This is a genomic window from Mesobacillus foraminis, from assembly GCF_004340465.1.
GTDB classification, from domain to species: Bacteria; Bacillota; Bacilli; order Bacillales; family Cytobacillaceae; genus Mesobacillus_B; species Mesobacillus_B foraminis.
In genome coordinates, this window is record NZ_SLVV01000002.1 from 219048 (window position 1) to 236169 (window position 17122).

17 protein-coding genes and 1 riboswitch are annotated in these 17122 nt (G+C 43.5%); of the genes, 8 read left to right on the forward strand and 9 right to left on the reverse strand.

All coding sequences use genetic code 11. The features are described from left to right. Positions 1–382: 382 nt before the first annotated feature. The gene (locus EV146_RS03505; protein WP_132001932.1) at positions 383–1036 is read right to left on the reverse strand and encodes a TetR/AcrR family transcriptional regulator; all 654 of its coding nucleotides are present in this window, start codon (positions 1034–1036) and stop codon (positions 383–385) included. A 284-nt stretch (positions 1037–1320) separates the two neighbouring features. Here EV146_RS03505 and EV146_RS03510 point away from each other — a divergent pair, with 284 nt between their 5' ends. After that, positions 1321–2133, forward strand: a complete 813-nt coding sequence (locus EV146_RS03510) for a YitT family protein (RefSeq protein ID WP_121614064.1) — start codon at positions 1321–1323, stop codon at positions 2131–2133. 243 nt (positions 2134–2376) lie between these two features. On the opposite strand, the gene EV146_RS03515 is transcribed toward EV146_RS03510, so the two are convergent. The 3 genes from EV146_RS03515 to EV146_RS03520 form a co-directional block, all read right to left on the reverse strand. Next, the gene (locus EV146_RS03515) at positions 2377–3882 is read right to left on the reverse strand and encodes a M6 family metalloprotease domain-containing protein (RefSeq protein ID WP_277873206.1); all 1506 of its coding nucleotides are present in this window, start codon (positions 3880–3882) and stop codon (positions 2377–2379) included. Positions 3883–3900: 18 nt separating this feature from the next. Next, positions 3901–4212: a hypothetical protein gene (locus tag EV146_RS27760; RefSeq protein WP_241993794.1), complete on the reverse strand. Its 312-nt coding sequence runs from the start codon at positions 4210–4212 to the stop codon at positions 3901–3903. 526 nt (positions 4213–4738) lie between these two features. Beyond that, complete coding sequence (locus EV146_RS03520; RefSeq protein ID WP_132001935.1) at positions 4739–5221, reverse strand: hypothetical protein; 483 nt, start codon at positions 5219–5221, stop codon at positions 4739–4741. Between the two features lie 196 nt (positions 5222–5417). Between EV146_RS03520 and EV146_RS03525 the strand changes: the two genes are divergently transcribed. Continuing rightward, positions 5418–6389 (forward strand): bile acid:sodium symporter family protein, encoded by a 972-nt coding sequence (locus EV146_RS03525; RefSeq protein WP_121613228.1) that lies wholly within the window; start codon positions 5418–5420, stop codon positions 6387–6389. 40 nt (positions 6390–6429) lie between these two features. Here EV146_RS03525 and thiE read toward each other — a convergent pair whose 3' ends face one another. The 3 genes from thiE to thiM form a co-directional block, all read right to left on the reverse strand. Then, positions 6430–7098 carry a thiamine phosphate synthase gene (gene thiE, locus EV146_RS03530; RefSeq protein ID WP_373566047.1) on the reverse strand — a complete coding sequence of 223 codons (669 nt, stop codon included), beginning with the start codon at positions 7096–7098 and terminating at the stop codon, positions 6430–6432. An 84-nt stretch (positions 7099–7182) separates the two neighbouring features. Continuing rightward, the gene (gene thiD, locus EV146_RS03535; RefSeq protein WP_132001938.1) at positions 7183–7992 is read right to left on the reverse strand and encodes a bifunctional hydroxymethylpyrimidine kinase/phosphomethylpyrimidine kinase; all 810 of its coding nucleotides are present in this window, start codon (positions 7990–7992) and stop codon (positions 7183–7185) included. Next, on the reverse strand, positions 7982–8797 hold the full coding sequence (gene thiM / locus EV146_RS03540) for a hydroxyethylthiazole kinase (RefSeq protein WP_132001941.1): 816 nt from the start codon (positions 8795–8797) through the stop codon (positions 7982–7984). Before thiM ends, thiD begins: the two co-directional genes overlap by 11 nt. 87 nt (positions 8798–8884) lie before the next feature. Beyond that, a riboswitch (TPP riboswitch) is annotated at positions 8885–8997 on the reverse strand. Between the two features lie 160 nt (positions 8998–9157). On the opposite strand from thiM, the gene EV146_RS03545 reads away from it, so the two are divergent. Next, a complete protein-coding gene (locus tag EV146_RS03545; protein WP_132001944.1) occupies positions 9158–10849 on the forward strand; it encodes a glycosyl hydrolase family 28-related protein in 1692 nt (563 codons plus the stop codon). Between the two features lie 59 nt (positions 10850–10908). Here EV146_RS03545 and EV146_RS03550 read toward each other — a convergent pair whose 3' ends face one another. Then, positions 10909–11718 (reverse strand): AAC(3) family N-acetyltransferase, encoded by an 810-nt coding sequence (locus tag EV146_RS03550; protein WP_132001947.1) that lies wholly within the window; start codon positions 11716–11718, stop codon positions 10909–10911. 260 nt (positions 11719–11978) lie between these two features. On the opposite strand from EV146_RS03550, the gene EV146_RS03555 reads away from it, so the two are divergent. Genes EV146_RS03555 through EV146_RS03565 form a run of 3 tightly spaced genes read left to right on the forward strand, consistent with a single transcriptional unit; the run spans position 11979 to position 14272 of the window. After that, a complete protein-coding gene (locus EV146_RS03555; RefSeq protein WP_277873202.1) occupies positions 11979–12821 on the forward strand; it encodes an amino acid ABC transporter substrate-binding protein in 843 nt (280 codons plus the stop codon). Beyond that, entirely contained in the window at positions 12808–13509 is a 702-nt protein-coding gene (locus tag EV146_RS03560; protein WP_132001953.1) for an amino acid ABC transporter permease, read from the forward strand. The genes EV146_RS03555 and EV146_RS03560 overlap by 14 nt, the downstream gene beginning before the upstream one ends. A gap of 28 nt (positions 13510–13537) precedes the next feature. After that, positions 13538–14272, forward strand: a complete 735-nt coding sequence (locus tag EV146_RS03565) for an amino acid ABC transporter ATP-binding protein (protein WP_132001956.1) — start codon at positions 13538–13540, stop codon at positions 14270–14272. A gap of 233 nt (positions 14273–14505) precedes the next feature. Here the strand turns inward: EV146_RS03565 and EV146_RS03570 are convergent, their stop codons facing one another. Further along, positions 14506–15573 carry an FUSC family protein gene (locus EV146_RS03570; RefSeq protein WP_132001959.1) on the reverse strand — a complete coding sequence of 356 codons (1068 nt, stop codon included), beginning with the start codon at positions 15571–15573 and terminating at the stop codon, positions 14506–14508. 282 nt (positions 15574–15855) lie between these two features. On the opposite strand from EV146_RS03570, the gene EV146_RS03575 reads away from it, so the two are divergent. Continuing rightward, entirely contained in the window at positions 15856–16701 is an 846-nt protein-coding gene (locus EV146_RS03575) for a YitT family protein (RefSeq protein WP_373566048.1), read from the forward strand. Positions 16702–16825: 124 nt separating this feature from the next. Beyond that, positions 16826–17062, forward strand: a complete 237-nt coding sequence (locus EV146_RS03580; protein WP_121613238.1) for a helix-turn-helix domain-containing protein — start codon at positions 16826–16828, stop codon at positions 17060–17062. Positions 17063–17122: the final 60 nt, after the last annotated feature.

The following is a 17122-nucleotide window of genomic DNA, read 5'->3' on the forward strand; positions in this document are numbered from 1 at the left end:
GGCAACCATTATATACTCATTCTTTTTGTGCGAGAAGAACAACTGCCAACACAGTCCTATTTCAACCTCTGCAGTCAGTTTCACAAAGAAAGTCAACTTGCATGTAACCACCTATATTCGTGAGTCGGCGGTCTCAGTTTTTAAAAGTACAGGAAACACTGACCCCCAATATTGAATATATTCGTCTGGAATTTTTTAATATATTTTAATAAATACTAAATCAATTTTATTCTTGTGTCAGCAAATAATTAGGGGGATTTTCTTAATTAGCGTCAGCATTTGCTTGATCATTTCCATTGAACTTCTCCATAGTCCTGCCCGGCACATTAAGAGGGACCTGCTGAAGCAGGTCCTTACAGGCAGGTTATTAAGATTCGGGTATTTATTCGGATTTTGCTTGCTGTTCGGATTGCAGCCTTTTTATTATCTCAGGCGGAAATACCATGCGTCCGATCAGCCTGGCAAGCTGACGGAAATCGATGGACTGCCCGGAATCATCCTTTGCAGCATTTTCAAGAAGAACTAAAACAGACCAGGCAATCGCAGATGGATCCAGGTCCTTCCATACATGTCCCTTTTCCTGTGCTCGTTTTAATCCGTTACAGATGCGGTTATGCATGTTCCTTTTTGCTTCTTTGAGGGTTTCAGCCAAATCAGGGTCCTTTGGAAGCAATTCCACTACTACTTTATCCAGTTTTACCTCATAAAGCCGCTGTTGGTAATTCTCCAAAAGTGAAAATAACAATTGCTCTGGGTCACCTGCCTCCCACTCTGGTTCCGGAGGAAGAAGATTGGCCAATTTATCCTTTACCAAATACATAAATAGCTGCCTCTTGTCAGAAAAGTATCGATAAAACGTTCCTGTCGCTACTCCAGCATGGGCCGCTATCTCCTTGGCTGTGGTATTTTCATATCCTTTTGTAATAAAAAGATAACGACCGCTCTGTAATAGCGCATCCTTTTTCTTCACAGCCCTTTCCTGCCTTGGGACAAAAGGGAACGAGCCGACCAGATTTTCATCGTTTCCATTTCGCATTGGATCACCTCACAAACAGTTTAACATACAACCGCAAAACATGAACCCGTGTTCATATTTTTGTTGACGGTTCTGGGACCACCTTGATATACTTGAACTATAGTTCATGTTTTAAAATTATGCAAATAATTATAGTTGTTTCCTTCTTATAAACGGTTATGAAAGGAACATAATTCGTTCATACTTTACAGCAACGGGGGAATTTTATGAGCAAAAATGAAAATGACCAAAAGTTAAATCAGCACCCCAGGCTTCCATTAACCCGAGTCCTGATCCGAGGGTTTATGATCACGCTCGGAGCCTTGATGATGGCTGTCGGACTTGAAATCTTTTTGGTGCCAAACCAGGTTGTTGACGGAGGAATTACCGGTATATCCATAATGATCTCCCACCTGAGCGGTTTGAGCCTGGGAATCTTTCTTTTCCTCTTAAATTTACCATTTGTGTATTTAGGTTATAAACAAATCGGGAAGACCTTTGCTTTCTCCACTGTATTTGGAATTACTGTGCTGTCCATTTTTACGTTTCTTTTACATCCTGTTCCCGCCTTTACAGATGATGTCCTTTTAGCTACTGTGTTTGGCGGCATGGTTATCGGCATCGGGATTGGAATAGTGATAAGAAGTGGCGGAGCTTTGGACGGAACAGAAATTCTTGCAATCCTGATCAATAAAAAACTGCCAGTTTCCGTAGGCAGCATCGTGATGTTTTTTAATTTCTTTATTCTCGGAGCTGCAGGATTTGTTTTTACCTGGGACCGGGCGATGTACTCGCTGCTTGCCTATTATATTGCATCAAAGGCAATTGATACTGTCGTTGATGGGTTTGAACAATCCAAATCCGTTTGGATTATCTCGGACTACGCAACTGAAATTGCTGATAGCATCAACGCCCGGCTAGGAAGGGGAGTTACTTTCCTGAAAGGTGAAGGTGCGTTTACAGGAGATAACAAAAAGGTTATCTTTTGTGTCATCAACCGAATTGAAGAATCCAAGCTGACGACGATCGTTCAGCATTGGGATCCCAATGCCTTTTTAGCAATTGCGGATATGGCAGAAGTGCGTGGAGGCCAATTCAAGAAGAAGGATATTCATTAGAAAGTTAACTTGCGAAGAACTTAATAGCCTTGTTCAGTTTTCCCTTTGAATATCTTTTTTCAAGCTTGCTAATAATGCTGCTCCAACCTTTCACGGCGTTATTCTTTTGGTTGTCCAAATGCACGGTGGTCCCAATCTCAATAATTTCTTGTGGCATGATTCCATTGTCTCAAGCCGCTTCACTAAAAAAGCGAACCCGCTCCTCTTAGGATGAGCGGGTTCTTTTTTAGACACCATACAATTCTATTTAGACTCAGTGAAGTTATAATAAAATTTTGCCGTGATCGATCCATCTTTATTTTCTTTAATATCTGTAACGTGGATTCCCGAGTCGGCCGGGGTTGCACTGAAGCCCTTCCAGAAATAATAAGAGCCTGTATGGACGTTGCCCGAGACTGGAGTAAGTTTGGACCCTGTCTTAAAGAAGTCTCCAGCGTCGCCCCTGTTCAGGTTCTTCTCCATATCATAGAGACCATCCTTCTGAAGGACCGATAACCCATAGTGTGTAACCACTTCCCCGTTGCTCGCTGTCTGGGACTGATTGTACTGGAATCGTTTGTTCATCCAGTTCTCGACGTTATTAGGACGGAAGCCCGCCGTTTGATAAAGATTTATAACGTTCTCATCCACGTGCCAGGCAAGCAATCCATGGGATTCTGTCCCCTGGCGGATTAAGCCTTGGTTGAACCCTTGTTGCTGAACGTTTTCAAATAAGAAGTACTCTGTGCCAGTTGAGCCGGGAACCACCATTTTCACAATACCATTGTTCGAAGTGGCAGCGTTGACAGGCGGCAGATTGATGGTCTTTACTCCATCCTGCGGCTTAACCTCAATGGGATTAACCCATCCCAGGAAAATTTTAGAGAAAGGATCAAAATGAGTTGGCGAGTTTCCTGAATACTCTCCGGCATCTGGGTAGCGCATCCACGACCCTCCTGCCATCATGGAATAGTTTCCGACGCCTTCTGAGGAATAGACTGTATCATAAAAGTCAGGCAGCCCAAGAGCATGGCCGAATTCGTGGGCATAGACACCAGCCTGCGCCGGATAAGGCCCGGTTTTCGATGTTTCTTCATATCCTCCTGAGACAGCGTTATACCCCGAGACATTCCCTCCAATTGCCGGCTGGATATTATAATTATCAACAATAACACCATCATAGGTCATATCTTCCTTAACTGTCTTGCTGATCCATTCCGTTTGGCTCATTCCAGCATGCTGATCTGCCGGTTTCCCTGTTTCATAATATTTCCCATAATACAGTGCGCTCAGAAGACTCCATTTATGTGACCAGAACTGTGCAGGGTCCTGGCTCCACTCCGCACCTGTTCCTTCGTGAATAACAAAAACATTTGGAACTTCTCCATCCTCCGCATACTTGGAAAAGTCGATCTGTTCATCTGCAGCCTTAAGAAGGTCGCGGATAAATTCACCGGTATGTGCATCGCCATTTACATTGCCCAGAACATATTTTCCGTTCTCCGCATACTTCCCTTCCTGGTCAAGATAGTAGGACGCTCCTTTTGGAAGCTCCACCCAGACAAATTCAGTGTTTTCTTTTCGGACGAGATTTGTTTTTCCATAGCTGGATTCCTTATACGCGTTTTGCATCGTTCTGTCAGTCGGTGCTTTTACACCATTATGCTCAGCATACTCTTTAAAATAATCCAGTTCATATGGATTGTACTCTGTTCCGAAAATCAAGTCTTCATAATAGTGAGCTGGAACTTGTCCCTCAAGGTCTCCTATCGGCTCATCACCATCCTTTTATTTAGCTAGGATGACAAGTACTGGAATATCTCCAGTTGCTTCTTGATAAGAAACTTGGTGATCGCCAGGCCGCTGAAATTTGGTTCCCAATTTTTCTGCAGCTTTTTCCGCAGGGTCGGACTTTGACAAATCAACACCAAGCTTTTTAGTCTTTTCAGCTAGTTCTGGTGCAGCACCAACATATTCTGCAAGATGCAAATTATAGGTGCTCTTTTCCTGTGCATTCTCTTCTTCTGCCTGTAGGCCCGGAATTACGAGTGCTCCGGCTAATGCTAGAGACAGAACAGATGTTGAAAATACTTTCAGCAAGTTCAACACTCCTATCTATTGTTATATAATTCTAATATATCTGAATAATACAACAATAAACAAATGCTATTTAGCTCATTTTTTTGGAGTGATCTTCCAATAATAAGGCGTATTTGGCTCGCCCAACTTGGGTCCTTATCATCTTGTACCTATTTCGTAACAAGAAAAATTGTTCAAGGGGTTATAAATTGTTTTTTTAAAGGGCTTTTCACTGAGGTAAATAGTCCTGTTTTATATAAAAGATCAAAAAACATTGACAATGCCGGTGTCGCTTCACAATGCTAACCCTTAGATTATTAGGAACAGACAAAAACCACCAAAATCCTCCGTTTTCCCCAATGTTGCAGACCCTTCTATTAACGGTCAATTTTACTAGATTCCATTAGTAAAGATTATATTCCCATAGAAGAACACCTAACACTTTTTGAACGCCACCTTGGAAGTTTCCTAAAAAGGTAGAATTATAAACTGAACAATAATTTTGTTATGTAAACCAAATAAAAAAAAGCCCTTTCTAAAAGAGCTTTTAATCACAAGATATTACCTCTCGAGGAGTTGAAATATGAATTTCCACCCAGCGTATGACATTATTTAACCACTTTTTCTCGAAATACTTAACTTGAAAGCTATAAAATTCACTTAACCTTAAATTCTCCATTCCTTCGAGCCGATCAATCATTTCCTCAATCCGTGAAATCTCATCCACTGTTGCTAATACATTCGTCTTTTTACGGGAGAGAACAATGGTGACCCATCCCTTATGAAGCTGTTTCGTATGTATTCCTTTTTTAGCTATGATATTTAACTTTCTGTTTACTTCACCCAGGAAAACGCCATCCACTGTTTTATACGTTTGAACCGTTTGTCCTATAGCGGACCTGTATGTATCTTTTGTTTCCTTGATTTCGGCTACCTTGTGATTTACCGATTGAAGAATGGCCTCTTTCAAACCGGATTCTTTGATCTGTAACATAAATTTCTTCATTTTCTTTTCTTCTTGCAACAACATATGAATGCCTCCAAAAATTACTGTCCCATATACTATACGCCTATTTTAGCATTTTTGTTAGGGTTGAAATAAGCTTGCTAAACTGTTAGGAAAACCTAATATTATTAAATTAATAATATTTTTGTATTTTAAATATATTGAAAATTGTTATTTTGAGAGTATAATGAAAATTAGTTTTTTAAGGAGGATTTTAAAAATGAGGATTTTAGAAAAAGCAAGTGCATTTGCAGGAAACACCTTTGCCTACTGGGTTCTGTTGTTTGCTGGCCTGGCCTTGTTAGTTCCAGGCGGGTTTACGTGGATTGGGCCGCACATCTCCCTTTTGCTGGGAATTATTATGTTTGGCATGGGAATGACATTATCTCTTGATGATTTCAAGGAAGTTTTTAGCCATCCTAAAAAAGTGTTTATTGGGGTATTTGCCCAATACCTTATCATGCCGCTGCTGGCCTATTTACTGGCTGTCGCCCTTAAATTGCCTGATGAGGTTGCCGTAGGCGTCATCCTCGTTGGTTCCTGTCCTGGAGGAACTTCTTCCAATGTTATGACCTTTCTTGCGAAAGGAAATACTGCTTTATCAGTAGCGGTTACATCCGTTTCGACTTTGCTCGCACCATTGTTAACCCCGGCGATTACCTTGCTATTAGCCAGCCAATGGCTTCCAGTATCAGCAAGCTCCATGTTCATTTCTGTAGTAAAAATCGTCCTAATTCCAATTATTCTTGGGTTAGTAGCAAAAGCGTTGTTCCGCAAACAAGTTGAGAAAAGTGTTAAGGCCCTTCCGTTGGTATCGGTTATTGGAATTGTTGCCATTGTGGCTGCTGTTGTCAGCGGCAGCAAAGAAAAAATACTTGAAAGTGGCCTGCTTATCCTGGCTGTTGTGATTTTACATAATGCACTGGGCTATATGCTTGGGTTCTTTGCCTCAAAACTTTTGAAAATGGATTACCATGATTCCAAAGCTATATCAATAGAAGTTGGCATGCAAAACTCAGGTCTTGCAACTGCACTGGCAACAGCACACTTCTCACCGCTTGCGGCTGTGCCCGGAGCCATCTTCTCCGTTTGGCATAATGTATCGGGATCCCTTTTAGCTAATTATTGGGGGAAAAAGGCCAGAAAAGAAAATAATGAGCCGGTTTCAAACCCAGAAGCCCCAAGCATATAACTCCAATAAGCCGTCTGCTGAACCGCAGACGGCTTTCTTGTTATCTATCAGCTGTACTTCTCTCTTCGATCCCTCTGTAAACAGCTTTAGAGATTTTATCTGCTTCCGCACGTACATCTCCTGCATGTGTAATTGCTGAAATCACAGAAACGCCATCTGCCCCCGCACAGGTCACAGCATCGGCATTCTTGGCAGTTATGCCCCCGATTCCGACAATCGGAACCTGACAGCCATGGGATCTTAACTCCTGAAGAAAGGCGACTCCCCTGACTGGTTTGGCATCCACTTTTGTGCTTGTAGGGTAAATGGGTCCTACGCCAAAGTAATCGGCGCCATTTTGGATAGCCTCTTCGGCCTCCGGCAAGGTATGGACTGATACTCCCAGAAATTTGTTCCCGATTTTGCTCCGTACCTCCGCAGCAGATTCATCTTCCTGTCCGATATGGACGCCGTCTGCATCGACATCAAGAGCAAGTTCAATATCATCATTGACTATAAAAGGGATTTGGCTTTCAAGGCATATTTTCCGAAGCTCTTTTGCCAGCTCAAGCTTTTGTTTCCCCTCCAGTGCTCCTTCACCCTTTTCTCGGTACTGAAAAATGGTAATTCCCCCGTCTATGGCTTCCCGTAAAACCTCTGCCGGATTTTTTTTGCAATTGACACTGCCCATTATAAAATAAACTTTTAAATACTCTCTTAAATCAACCATCATTTCTGTTCCCTTTCCTGCTAACGCATCCACAGTTTTATCATCTTCACTGACATTGTCTTCTCGCTCGATCAATTTTTCATATCAGACATTCATAAATTTTCTTTTATATGCCCAATGGTTCGTTGGCCCATGGCCGCTGCCAATCGTAAGCTGGTCTTCTATTGCTGCCTGGATATAGCTTTTGGCTGTCGAAACTGCATCAGGGACAGCCACCCCCTTAGCAAGCTCTGCCGTAATGGCCGCAGAAAATGTGCAGCCTGTTCCGTGAGTATTTTTTGTCCGGATTCTTTCACTCCGGAATGTTATAAAAACCAGGCCATCATACAGCAAATCGATTGATTCTGACGTATTTTCATCATGCCCGCCTTTAATAACCACGTTGCTGACACCAAGTTCAAATAGATTCCTCGCTGCCTCTCGTTTCTCCTCTTCGGTTTTAATCCTCATACCGGTCAGCACCTCAGCCTCCGGGATATTCGGTGTGACAACCATGGCCAATGGGAGCAGCTTGGATTTCAAGGCAGACACAGCCTCCTGCTGGAGCAAGGAAGCTCCTCCTTTCGCAATCATGACGGGGTCTACCACGACCTTTTCCCATTTATAGCGGGAAATCGTCTCAGATACTGCCGAAATGATCTCAGCGTTAAACAGCATTCCTGTTTTCAGTGCCTGTACACCTATATCGTCACCTACAGACTCCATCTGACTTTTCACCATTTGTGGAGTTAAAGGAAATACATCCTGGACTCCTAGTGTATTCTGGGCTGTCACCGCTGTCAGTGCCGTTGTTCCAAAAACACCCAGCTCCTGAAAGGTTTTAAGATCCGCCTGTATACCGGCACCGCCGCCACTGTCAGATCCGGCAATAGTCAATGCTTTTTTAATGGACATTTGCAGCACCTCCAAGTGTAATAATTCCACGCTTTTCAACCTCGTATGGTGTAACCAGGGCAAGCTGGTTCAGCAATTCAATCTGAAAGCTGCCCGGTCCTGCCTCTGAAGTACGTTCAGCAGCTATTTCGGCAGCTACTCCATAATAGGCCAGAGCTGCAGCTACTGAATGAACAGGATTCTTCTCGACCGCTGTAAAAGCTCCAACAATCGCAGAAAGAAGACAGCCAGCTCCAGTAACCTTTGTAAGTATTGGATGCCCGTTTTTCACTGTCAGTGTAATAGAACCGTCCGACACAATGTCTTCTTTCCCGGTAATTGCCACAACGGTATGGAACATCCTTGCCGCACTTTTTGCTAATTCCAACACGTCACCGCTCCCAGCTGCACCATCTACCCCTTTTATGCTCCAGTTTTGACCCGCTATATTGGCGATTTCTGCTGCATTTCCTCTTATTGCCGAAATAGTCAATTCCTTTAGCAGTTTTTGAGCAGTACTAGTCCGATAAGGGGTAGCACCTGCCCCGACTGGATCAAGGATGACAGGAACCCCATGTTCATTCGCTGCTCTTCCGGCAATTAGCATGGACTCAACAACTTCAGGATTCAACGTTCCGATGTTCAGGACGAGCGCTCCCGCTATTTTTGCCATATCGGCTACTTCCTCAGCGGCATAGGCCATTACTGGTGACGCTCCTAAAGCGAGAAGTCCATTGGCAGTAAAGTTTGTAACGACCACATTCGTGATATTATGTATTAAAGGACTTTCGTTTCTAACTTTTTGTAAAATAACTCCAAGTTCCATTATTTTTTTCCTCCCCTAACCCCGGGATCCCTGAGACGCAAAAAAGCCAAATCCCTATGGACCTGGCTAAAGGAGCAAAAATAAGCAATCTCATTTTTCCTACTTTCCTACGCTGGCATGATCCAGTTCAGGTCCAAAGGGTTAGAAAGCAAAAGCTTTCCTCTCAGCCCAAATGATCGCGGGCACCCCTAGCAGTGTTTTAAAAATATTCTAATTTCATGATAGCCTTCTGCTGATAGTATGTAAAGAAGATTAACTTACACTTAACAGATAAATTAAATCAATCCTGGTTTCGTTTTATATGAATAAATTGAAGGGAATAATACCATAATCCTGTTTCAAGTTAAAGGAAGTGAGAGAATGCTCCATTTGGATAAAAAGCACGACCCGCGCAGAAACGCTTTTTTAATAGAGAAATTCAGCCATCATAAAGGGAACTTAAAAACAGCAATCCAGGAGACGGATGAATTGTTTGACAGCCTTTCGAACACGGCAATTTCTGGAGTCATGCATTCAGGTTCTAATATTAATCGATTTCCTTTCCTTTTTAAAAAGCTGGGACTAGGTCTTGTTCGCTCCATTGCAACAGTTTCCGCGCATACCCCTCTCTCGCCATACAAAACGATTGCCGACAATCGGGAAGAGGTGTATCCGGAATGGAAATCTATGCTTGACGATGAATACAAACAGCTTCAAAAAGAGATTCATAGGGAAGTCAACATTCTCGACTGCGGGGCCATAGGCGACGGCCTGACAGACAACACGGATGCCTTTAAAAAAGCAATCGGCCACGGCCGGGTCAAAGTTATAGTTCCGGAAGGTGTCTTTATCACAAAAGGAATCAGGCTACCTTCCTGGACCTGCCTTGTTGGAGAAGGCAAAGGGAAATCGACCATTAAGTTAAGCGATTCTGCTCCCAAAGGGATGCGGCTGGTGACAAATTCAAATCATTGGCGTGGCAATCATCATATCTCAGTTGAGGCTTTAAGTCTGGACTGGAACATCGAGCGTCTGGGGGATGTTCAAAAGACAAGTACGTGGGGGAACCATTCCAGCTGCCTGACCTATGCAAATGTCACCTGCGGCTGGGTAAAAAATGTGGAAGGAATAAATCCAGGGTTACACTGCTTCGATGTATCCTCCACGTTTTATGATTACTCAGGGGATGGCTACAGAGCGCGCGGCGGCAGCCAATACGTCTGGCTTGATCGATTAAATGGCTACGGCTTTGGAGATGACGGCATAACCACCCATCATAGTGACAACATCTTCATTTCCAACTGCCATATGAGTGATCCCAGCGGCCGGGCCCACGCGAAAGGGTTCTCCAATTCAAATGGCATAGAAGTTGACGATGGCTCAAGAAATGTATGGCTTGTCCATAACTCCACAACAAGGTGCTTTGGCGGGGTTGAAGTGAAGGCGCACCATACTTCATCTGCAGGAAATAACGTACAGATTGTCGGGCATCTGTCGGTTAACGACAACCGTTCCTATAATTTTCGCCACATCGGCCATCATAGAGAGGCTGATCCCGACTCAAAAACGGCTTCCAATATCCGAGCCACGAAGATTATCTCCATTGATCCTGTCGACACAGAGCTTTACAAAGGTTCAACACCAAGAGCCATGGTTGTTTCCGCATATAAGAATGTTGTCATTAACCAGTTCACGATCATTGGCGATCAGGAATATGATTATCGCGGTAATCCTGTCGTTGCTGTCCAGTACAAAGCACGGAATATTACCTTGAATTCAGTTTCCATCCGCGGTTTTCACAGCGCAGGAGCTGATATTAAAATTTTTGGAGGGAAGCAGCATGCTGACCAGATCGCCCTCAGGAACATCTATGTAGAAGACTCTGCCCAGCATGCGATCGACATAGGCCAGGGAGTCGCAAAAATAGCTGTGGAAAATATCAAGGCATTATCCACTAGTGGAACATATGCCATAAAAGCTGTTCACCCACCTGCCGAGTTAAAAGGGATCTATACCGAAGGATACAGACTTCCTGCATTTATTAACGGCAAAGAATACCGGACCTTTTCCTAAAGCATTTTTCAGCGCATCTACAAGAACAGACCCTAGCATGTACATGCAGGGTCTGTTCTTTATTCTGCCGCTGCCGGATGATCCCTCAGCCATCTGATTCCAAATTCAACCAGCGAGCGCATGTCAACAATCATCGTTTCTGCCTGCCCCAGCTTCCCTTTAAGTATTGCTCCCGGGTATTCGCTCGCCAGCTCCGGAAATCTGTCAGAGTCCATGTCCACACAGGCATACGTCTGCCATAGGCGCTCTCCTTCAACCATTATGGCGGCGCCTTGAGGGGACGCTTTCCTGTTCTCCTGTGCATACTCCGCAAAGTGGAGCGCTGTGCACGAATCAAAGCCAACACCAATCAGAACAATTTTTACTTGTTCCTTCATCATTTTTCCTAAAGGTGAGCTTTCCCCAAACGAATCCTCGAGCGGATGTTCACTCATCCAGTGTTCGGCACGTCTCCCCCAGGCAGTGAATGAATGAGCCGGGTGCATGCTCCTTAAGGTTTTGGGATGGCGGTGAAAGCATTCGGCAATTTTGCCCATCCCCCGAAGCGGAGTTAAATGAGGATCAAAGGCTGGCATGTGATCTCGGATCGGCTGGTTCCATTCCTCAGGAACGGGCGGCATCATCCAATAAGAAGGCTCCGAATTATCAGCAGACTGTGAAGGCATCACAATCGTACCCTCTGATGTGACCATTTCCATTAAAGCCTCCACAACAGCTTGAGGACCGCCTGCAATCCAGCCCATGGCCTTCATCGAAGCATGAACCATAATGGAATCTCCGGGCTGGACGCCTAGCTGTAACAGTTGTTTTTTTAACAAGCTTTTCGATTGGAATTTCTGTGTATGTACAACGCTCTGAAATTCTGACATATATATTCCCCCTTTTTTCAATATACCACAGGAAGTTCCTGGGGTTGCCGGCTAAACAGTTGATCAAGGCTGATGAATGTTATTTAACAGGAAAGGAAATATCCTCATGCCCCCTTTCCCCTTGCCTGGAGGCTGGAATCCAATGAAAATTCTAGATAATTACTAAACAATGGGTTTAGTAAATCGTTCGTTGGGGACGCTAAAACTGTTCTAATTATATAAGTGGATCGTTAAACAGTCCCATGTCAGGAGGAATAAACTTGAGAAAATACAATATCCTTTTAGCATTATTAATGAGCGTTTCTTTACTTATCTCAGGCTGCGGGAACAACGAGAATAATGAAGCAGGAACAGATAAAGAACAGAACAATACGGGTGACCCCGCCCAGGAAGACGGAGAAAATTTGCTCGCCAAGGTCGAACAAGAAGGTAAATTGCTGATTGGAACAGAGGGCACTTACCCGCCTTTTACCTTCCACGGTAACAACGGAAAACTGACAGGCTTCGATGTGGAAGTAGCCGGCGAAGTGGCAAAACGGCTGAACGTAAAAGCCGAATTTCTTGAGACTCAATGGGATGCAATGTTTGCCGGGCTGGACGCAAAACGCTTCGATATGGTGGCCAACCAGGTTGGCATCCGTCCTGACCGTGAAGAAAAGTATGCTTTCTCTAAGCCTTACATCACATCCACGGCAGTCTTAATTACACATGAAGAAAATAAGGATATCGTAAGCTTTGAAGATATAAAAGGCAAAAAGGCTGCCCAGTCAATGACCAGCAATTACGCAGATATTGCACGAAACAATGAGGCGACAATTGTGGGCGTCGACGGGTTTAATCAGGCTATTGAGCTGTTATTGTCCAAACGTGCAGATGTGACCATCAATGATAATATTACCTATTTGGATTTCAAGAAATCAAAGCCAGATGCTGCTGTCAAAATCGTTGCAAAAAGCGAAGACGCTTCAAGGAGCGGATTTATGTTCAGGCAAGGAAGCGAAGAATTAGTAGATAAAGTAAATGAGGCACTTCAGTCCATGATAGAAGACGGGACCTACGAAAAAATCTCCCAGAAATGGTTTGGCGAAAATGTACTTGAATAGTATCTTTGCTGATCCTGACAGAACCGCCCGGCTAATTGACATAGCCCAAAGTTCCCTTGAGCCTTTGCTGAAGGGGGCTATTTTTTATACAATCCCGCTTACGCTCATTACGTTTGTTTGCGGAATCATCCTTGCAGTTCTTACGGCTCTGGCAAGAATCTCTCACATCAAGCTTTTGCAAATGATTGCACGCATTTACGTTTCTGCCATCCGGGGAACCCCATTGCTGGTCCAGCTGTTTATTCTCTTTTACGGACTTCCAACGGTGGGCATTACACTGGACCCATGGCCATCCGCTATTATCGGATTTTCATTGAACATTGGGGCCTATGCCTCCGAAATAATAAGGGCCTCTATTCTTTCCATTCCTAAGGGACAGTGGGAGGCAGGCTACTCGATAGGGATGTCTTATCGCCAGGCTCTCACGAGAATTGTTCTCCCCCAGGCTACCAGAGTATCGATCCCTCCTCTATCCAATACTTTTATAAGCCTGGTCAAGGATACTTCCCTTGCTTCCCTGATCCTTGTGACCGAAATGTTCAGAAGGGCCCAGGAAATTGCCACAACCAATTATGAGTTCTTGCTCTTATATACAGAGGCTGCCCTGATTTATTGGGTGATCTGCTTTCTTCTCTCCCTTGTCCAAGGAAGACTGGAGATGCGGTTTGATCGATATGTGTCCAGATAAACATCCATATCACTAGGAGCTGGTTGATTTGATTTCAATAAAAGGATTAACAAAATCATTTGATAGCCTTGAAGTGCTGAAAGGAATTGATCTGGAAGTAGGCAAAGGAAAGGTTGTTGTAGTGATTGGCCCTTCAGGTTCTGGAAAAACAACCTTTCTCAGGTGCGTTAACATCCTGGAGACCCCTACAGACGGCAAAATTTCGATTGGAGAACAAGAAATCGACTTTTCCCGCAAAGTATCCTCCAGGCAGATTTCTTCATTCAGACGATTAACGGGGATGGTCTTTCAAAGCTATAATCTTTTCCCACATATGACGGCCATTGAAAATGTCATGGAGGGTCCGGTCACTGTAAAAAAGGAAGCTAAGCAAAAAGCAGCCGAAAAGGCCGAATATTTTCTGTCTAAGGTAGGCCTTGCCGATAAAATGAAGCATTATCCCTTCCAGCTTTCAGGGGGCCAGCAGCAACGTGTTGGAATTGCCCGAGCCCTGGCCATGGAGCCTCAGGTGATGTTGTTTGATGAGCCTACCTCTGCACTCGATCCTGAGCTAGTTGGAGAAGTGCTGAAAGTAATGAAGGATCTTGCCACAGAAGGAATGACAATGATGGTCGTCACGCATGAAATGCGGTTCGCCGAAGAAGCAGCCGACGAAGTAATCTTTATGGCTGATGGTTTAATCATTGAAAGAGGAAAGCCAGAAGAAATATTCAGCCAGCCTAAAGCAGAACGAACCAGACAGTTCCTGCGATTAATTCAGTAAAAAAGAACAACCGCCTACAATGACGGATCCTTTTTTCATTTTATGATTTAAAAAAAATCGTTAACCATAAACAAATTCCTTACTGTGTTCAGCCCAGAAAAACAACTCTAAGCAAGAATGATTGATTGCCCAGCAATACGGATGATCTCAGGCACAAATGGAATAAATGAAAATTTCAAAGCCATTGGTCCCGTTTTAGTCCTTAAATCTCTGCCCTGAAAGAATCCCTTCTCCTATTTCCGCAAGCGCCTTTTTTCCCTAGTCTGTTCCGCAATTTTTTTCTTCCTGAGAAAAATTTCTGTCAGATCATTCAGGCGCTGCAGCTGAAAAGCATATTCATACAGGGCGGAAGCAATCACAATCAGCCGCACCCTCTGCCCCTTTTCTGTCTGATTAGTATGGACGACATTTTCCAGGAACAGGCTGCTTTCTTGAATAAGATCAGGGTCAGAATCAAGATCGTATTTAATTTTACCTTCAAACTTCAACAAAGCCATTTCGTGCTGCATGGTCAGTTTCTCAATGTATTGGTCAAACATTTCCCTCTCCTCAGAAGTTGGCCCACTTTGAAAAAAATGTTCTTCAATTGTATCCAGAAGCTTCAGCCCAAGCTGCAGGCATTCAAGCCTCTGTTTCATTACAACAATTTCCCTTACATCCAGCGGCTTGATTTTTGATATATTTTCTCTCTCTTCATCAAGCAACTTATATAAGTCTTCGAGCCTTGACAGGTCCTGCTTTACTTTCCCCCACTGCTGCTGGAAGGATTTTTCTGTCAATTCATCGGAAATGGCTGTCCGCAGGAGCAGGGATATGCCCCGAAGTGCCTCTTGCTCCAAAGTGAAAAAGTTCTGTTTATAATTCGGCGGAGAAATCAGGATATTTACAAAAAATGCAGATCCCATCCCGACCAGGACAATGAGAAATTTATCGGCAGCGGCCAACAAACCCGTATACGCTGGCTGACTCATCATGACGACTACTGTAACAAGAGTCAGCGAAATGGTGCCGGCCATGTTGAGCTTCAAACAAACAAGTATGACAATTACCATCACAAATCCGATGATAAACGGGTTATGTCCGAACAGATAAATGGACACCAAGGCAATCAAAGCACCAATCGCATTTGCCTGTACCTGCTCAAGCACCTGTCTCCAGGAGCGATAGATGGAAGGCTGGATGGTGAATGTTGCTGCAATAGCAGCAAACATTGGAGGTTCCAGGCTGAGCCATTCTGTGATGTACAGGGCAAGAGTGACGGATATCCCTGTTTTTAAGACACGAGGACCGAGAGTAACCATTTTATTGCCTCCAATTTTTTATATGTATTCTATATTTTATCAAAAAAGAGGATGATACCCAGCAATAAGCTTTACAAACGGAGGATCAAGTTTACTAAATATTCAATCATTAATTTCATTATCTTTATGCGAAGAGAGTAAAGTTATGGTAAAATTGTTTTATGTATAAATACAATTGTTTACTTGGCGAAAACATCACGGAAGCTTTCTAATTATTGGGGGAATAAGATGAGTCCAACTGAATTGCAAATGGAAACAGTTCCACATGTCTCACACAAAGGAATGCCGAAAACAAAACTCGCAAAACGGATTTTTTTCATCGTTTTTGGCGCGATATTGATGGGGGTTGGCATTGAAGAATTCTTAGTGCCTAACAGAATTCTCGATGGAGGCATTGTGGGAGTATCAATCATCCTTGCCCACCTCACAGGGTGGCGCCTTGGACTGTTCATTTTCCTGCTGAATATCCCTTTCTTTTTTATCGGCTATAAGCAAATCGGCAAAACCTTTGCTTTGTCGACCCTTCTTGGCATTACGGTGCTGTCACTAACCACCACCCTCCTGCACGATGTTCCGGTTTTTACTGAAGATCTATTGCTAGCCACCGTTTTTGGCGGCATTGTACTTGGCACCGGGGTTGGAATTGTTATCCGCTACGGAGGTTCACTCGATGGGACTGAGATCATGGCTATTCTAGCCAATAAAAAGCTCCCTTTCTCAGTCGGAGAAATCATTATGTTTTTTAATATTTTTATTTTCGGAACGGCAGGATTCGTGTTTGGCTGGGACCGGGCCATGTATTCAATCCTTGCCTATTTTATAGCCTTCAAGATGATTGACATTGTGATTGCAGGTCTGGATGAATCCAAATCAGCCTGGATTATCAGCGACTACGCCTCAGACATTGGAGAGGCAATTCTTGCCAGATTGGGGCGTGGGGTAACCTATTTACAGGGTGAGGGTGCCTACACCGGAGACAATAAAAAAGTAATCTTTTGTGTCATTACCCGCCTAGAAGAAGCTAAGCTGAAATCAATCGTTGAGGAACATGACCCAACCGCCTTTTTGGCATTTGCAAATATATCGGAGGTAAGAGGAGGACGTTTCAAAAAACGGGATATCCATTAAATGATAAAGAATACGTTTACATTCTATTATTCTAATGAAATCAGCTTTTTTTACTATAAACACTTTGACAACCTTCTCTCTATACGGTAATTTTATAATAGCTTTTTCTGAAAGGGTGTTATAGTTGAACAAGGATATTATAAAGTTTTTAAGAAAAAGCTATAATTTAAACCAGCGAGAATTTGCCCGGATTGTGAATTGTAGCTTTGCCCTTATAGCCTTAGTTGAAGTAGGCAAAAGGCGAGTCACTTCAAATCTGGAAAACAAAGTGAAAGAAGCATTCGATCTAGATGAAAATCAAATCCAGTCGATTACCGCAATCATAAAAGGCATCAGTGACGGAGTACCGCCATTTATCTAACGGCGGTTCTTTCCAATGAAAAAAGAGCTGCCATGAAAGCAGCTCCTCTTCCTATTCAGG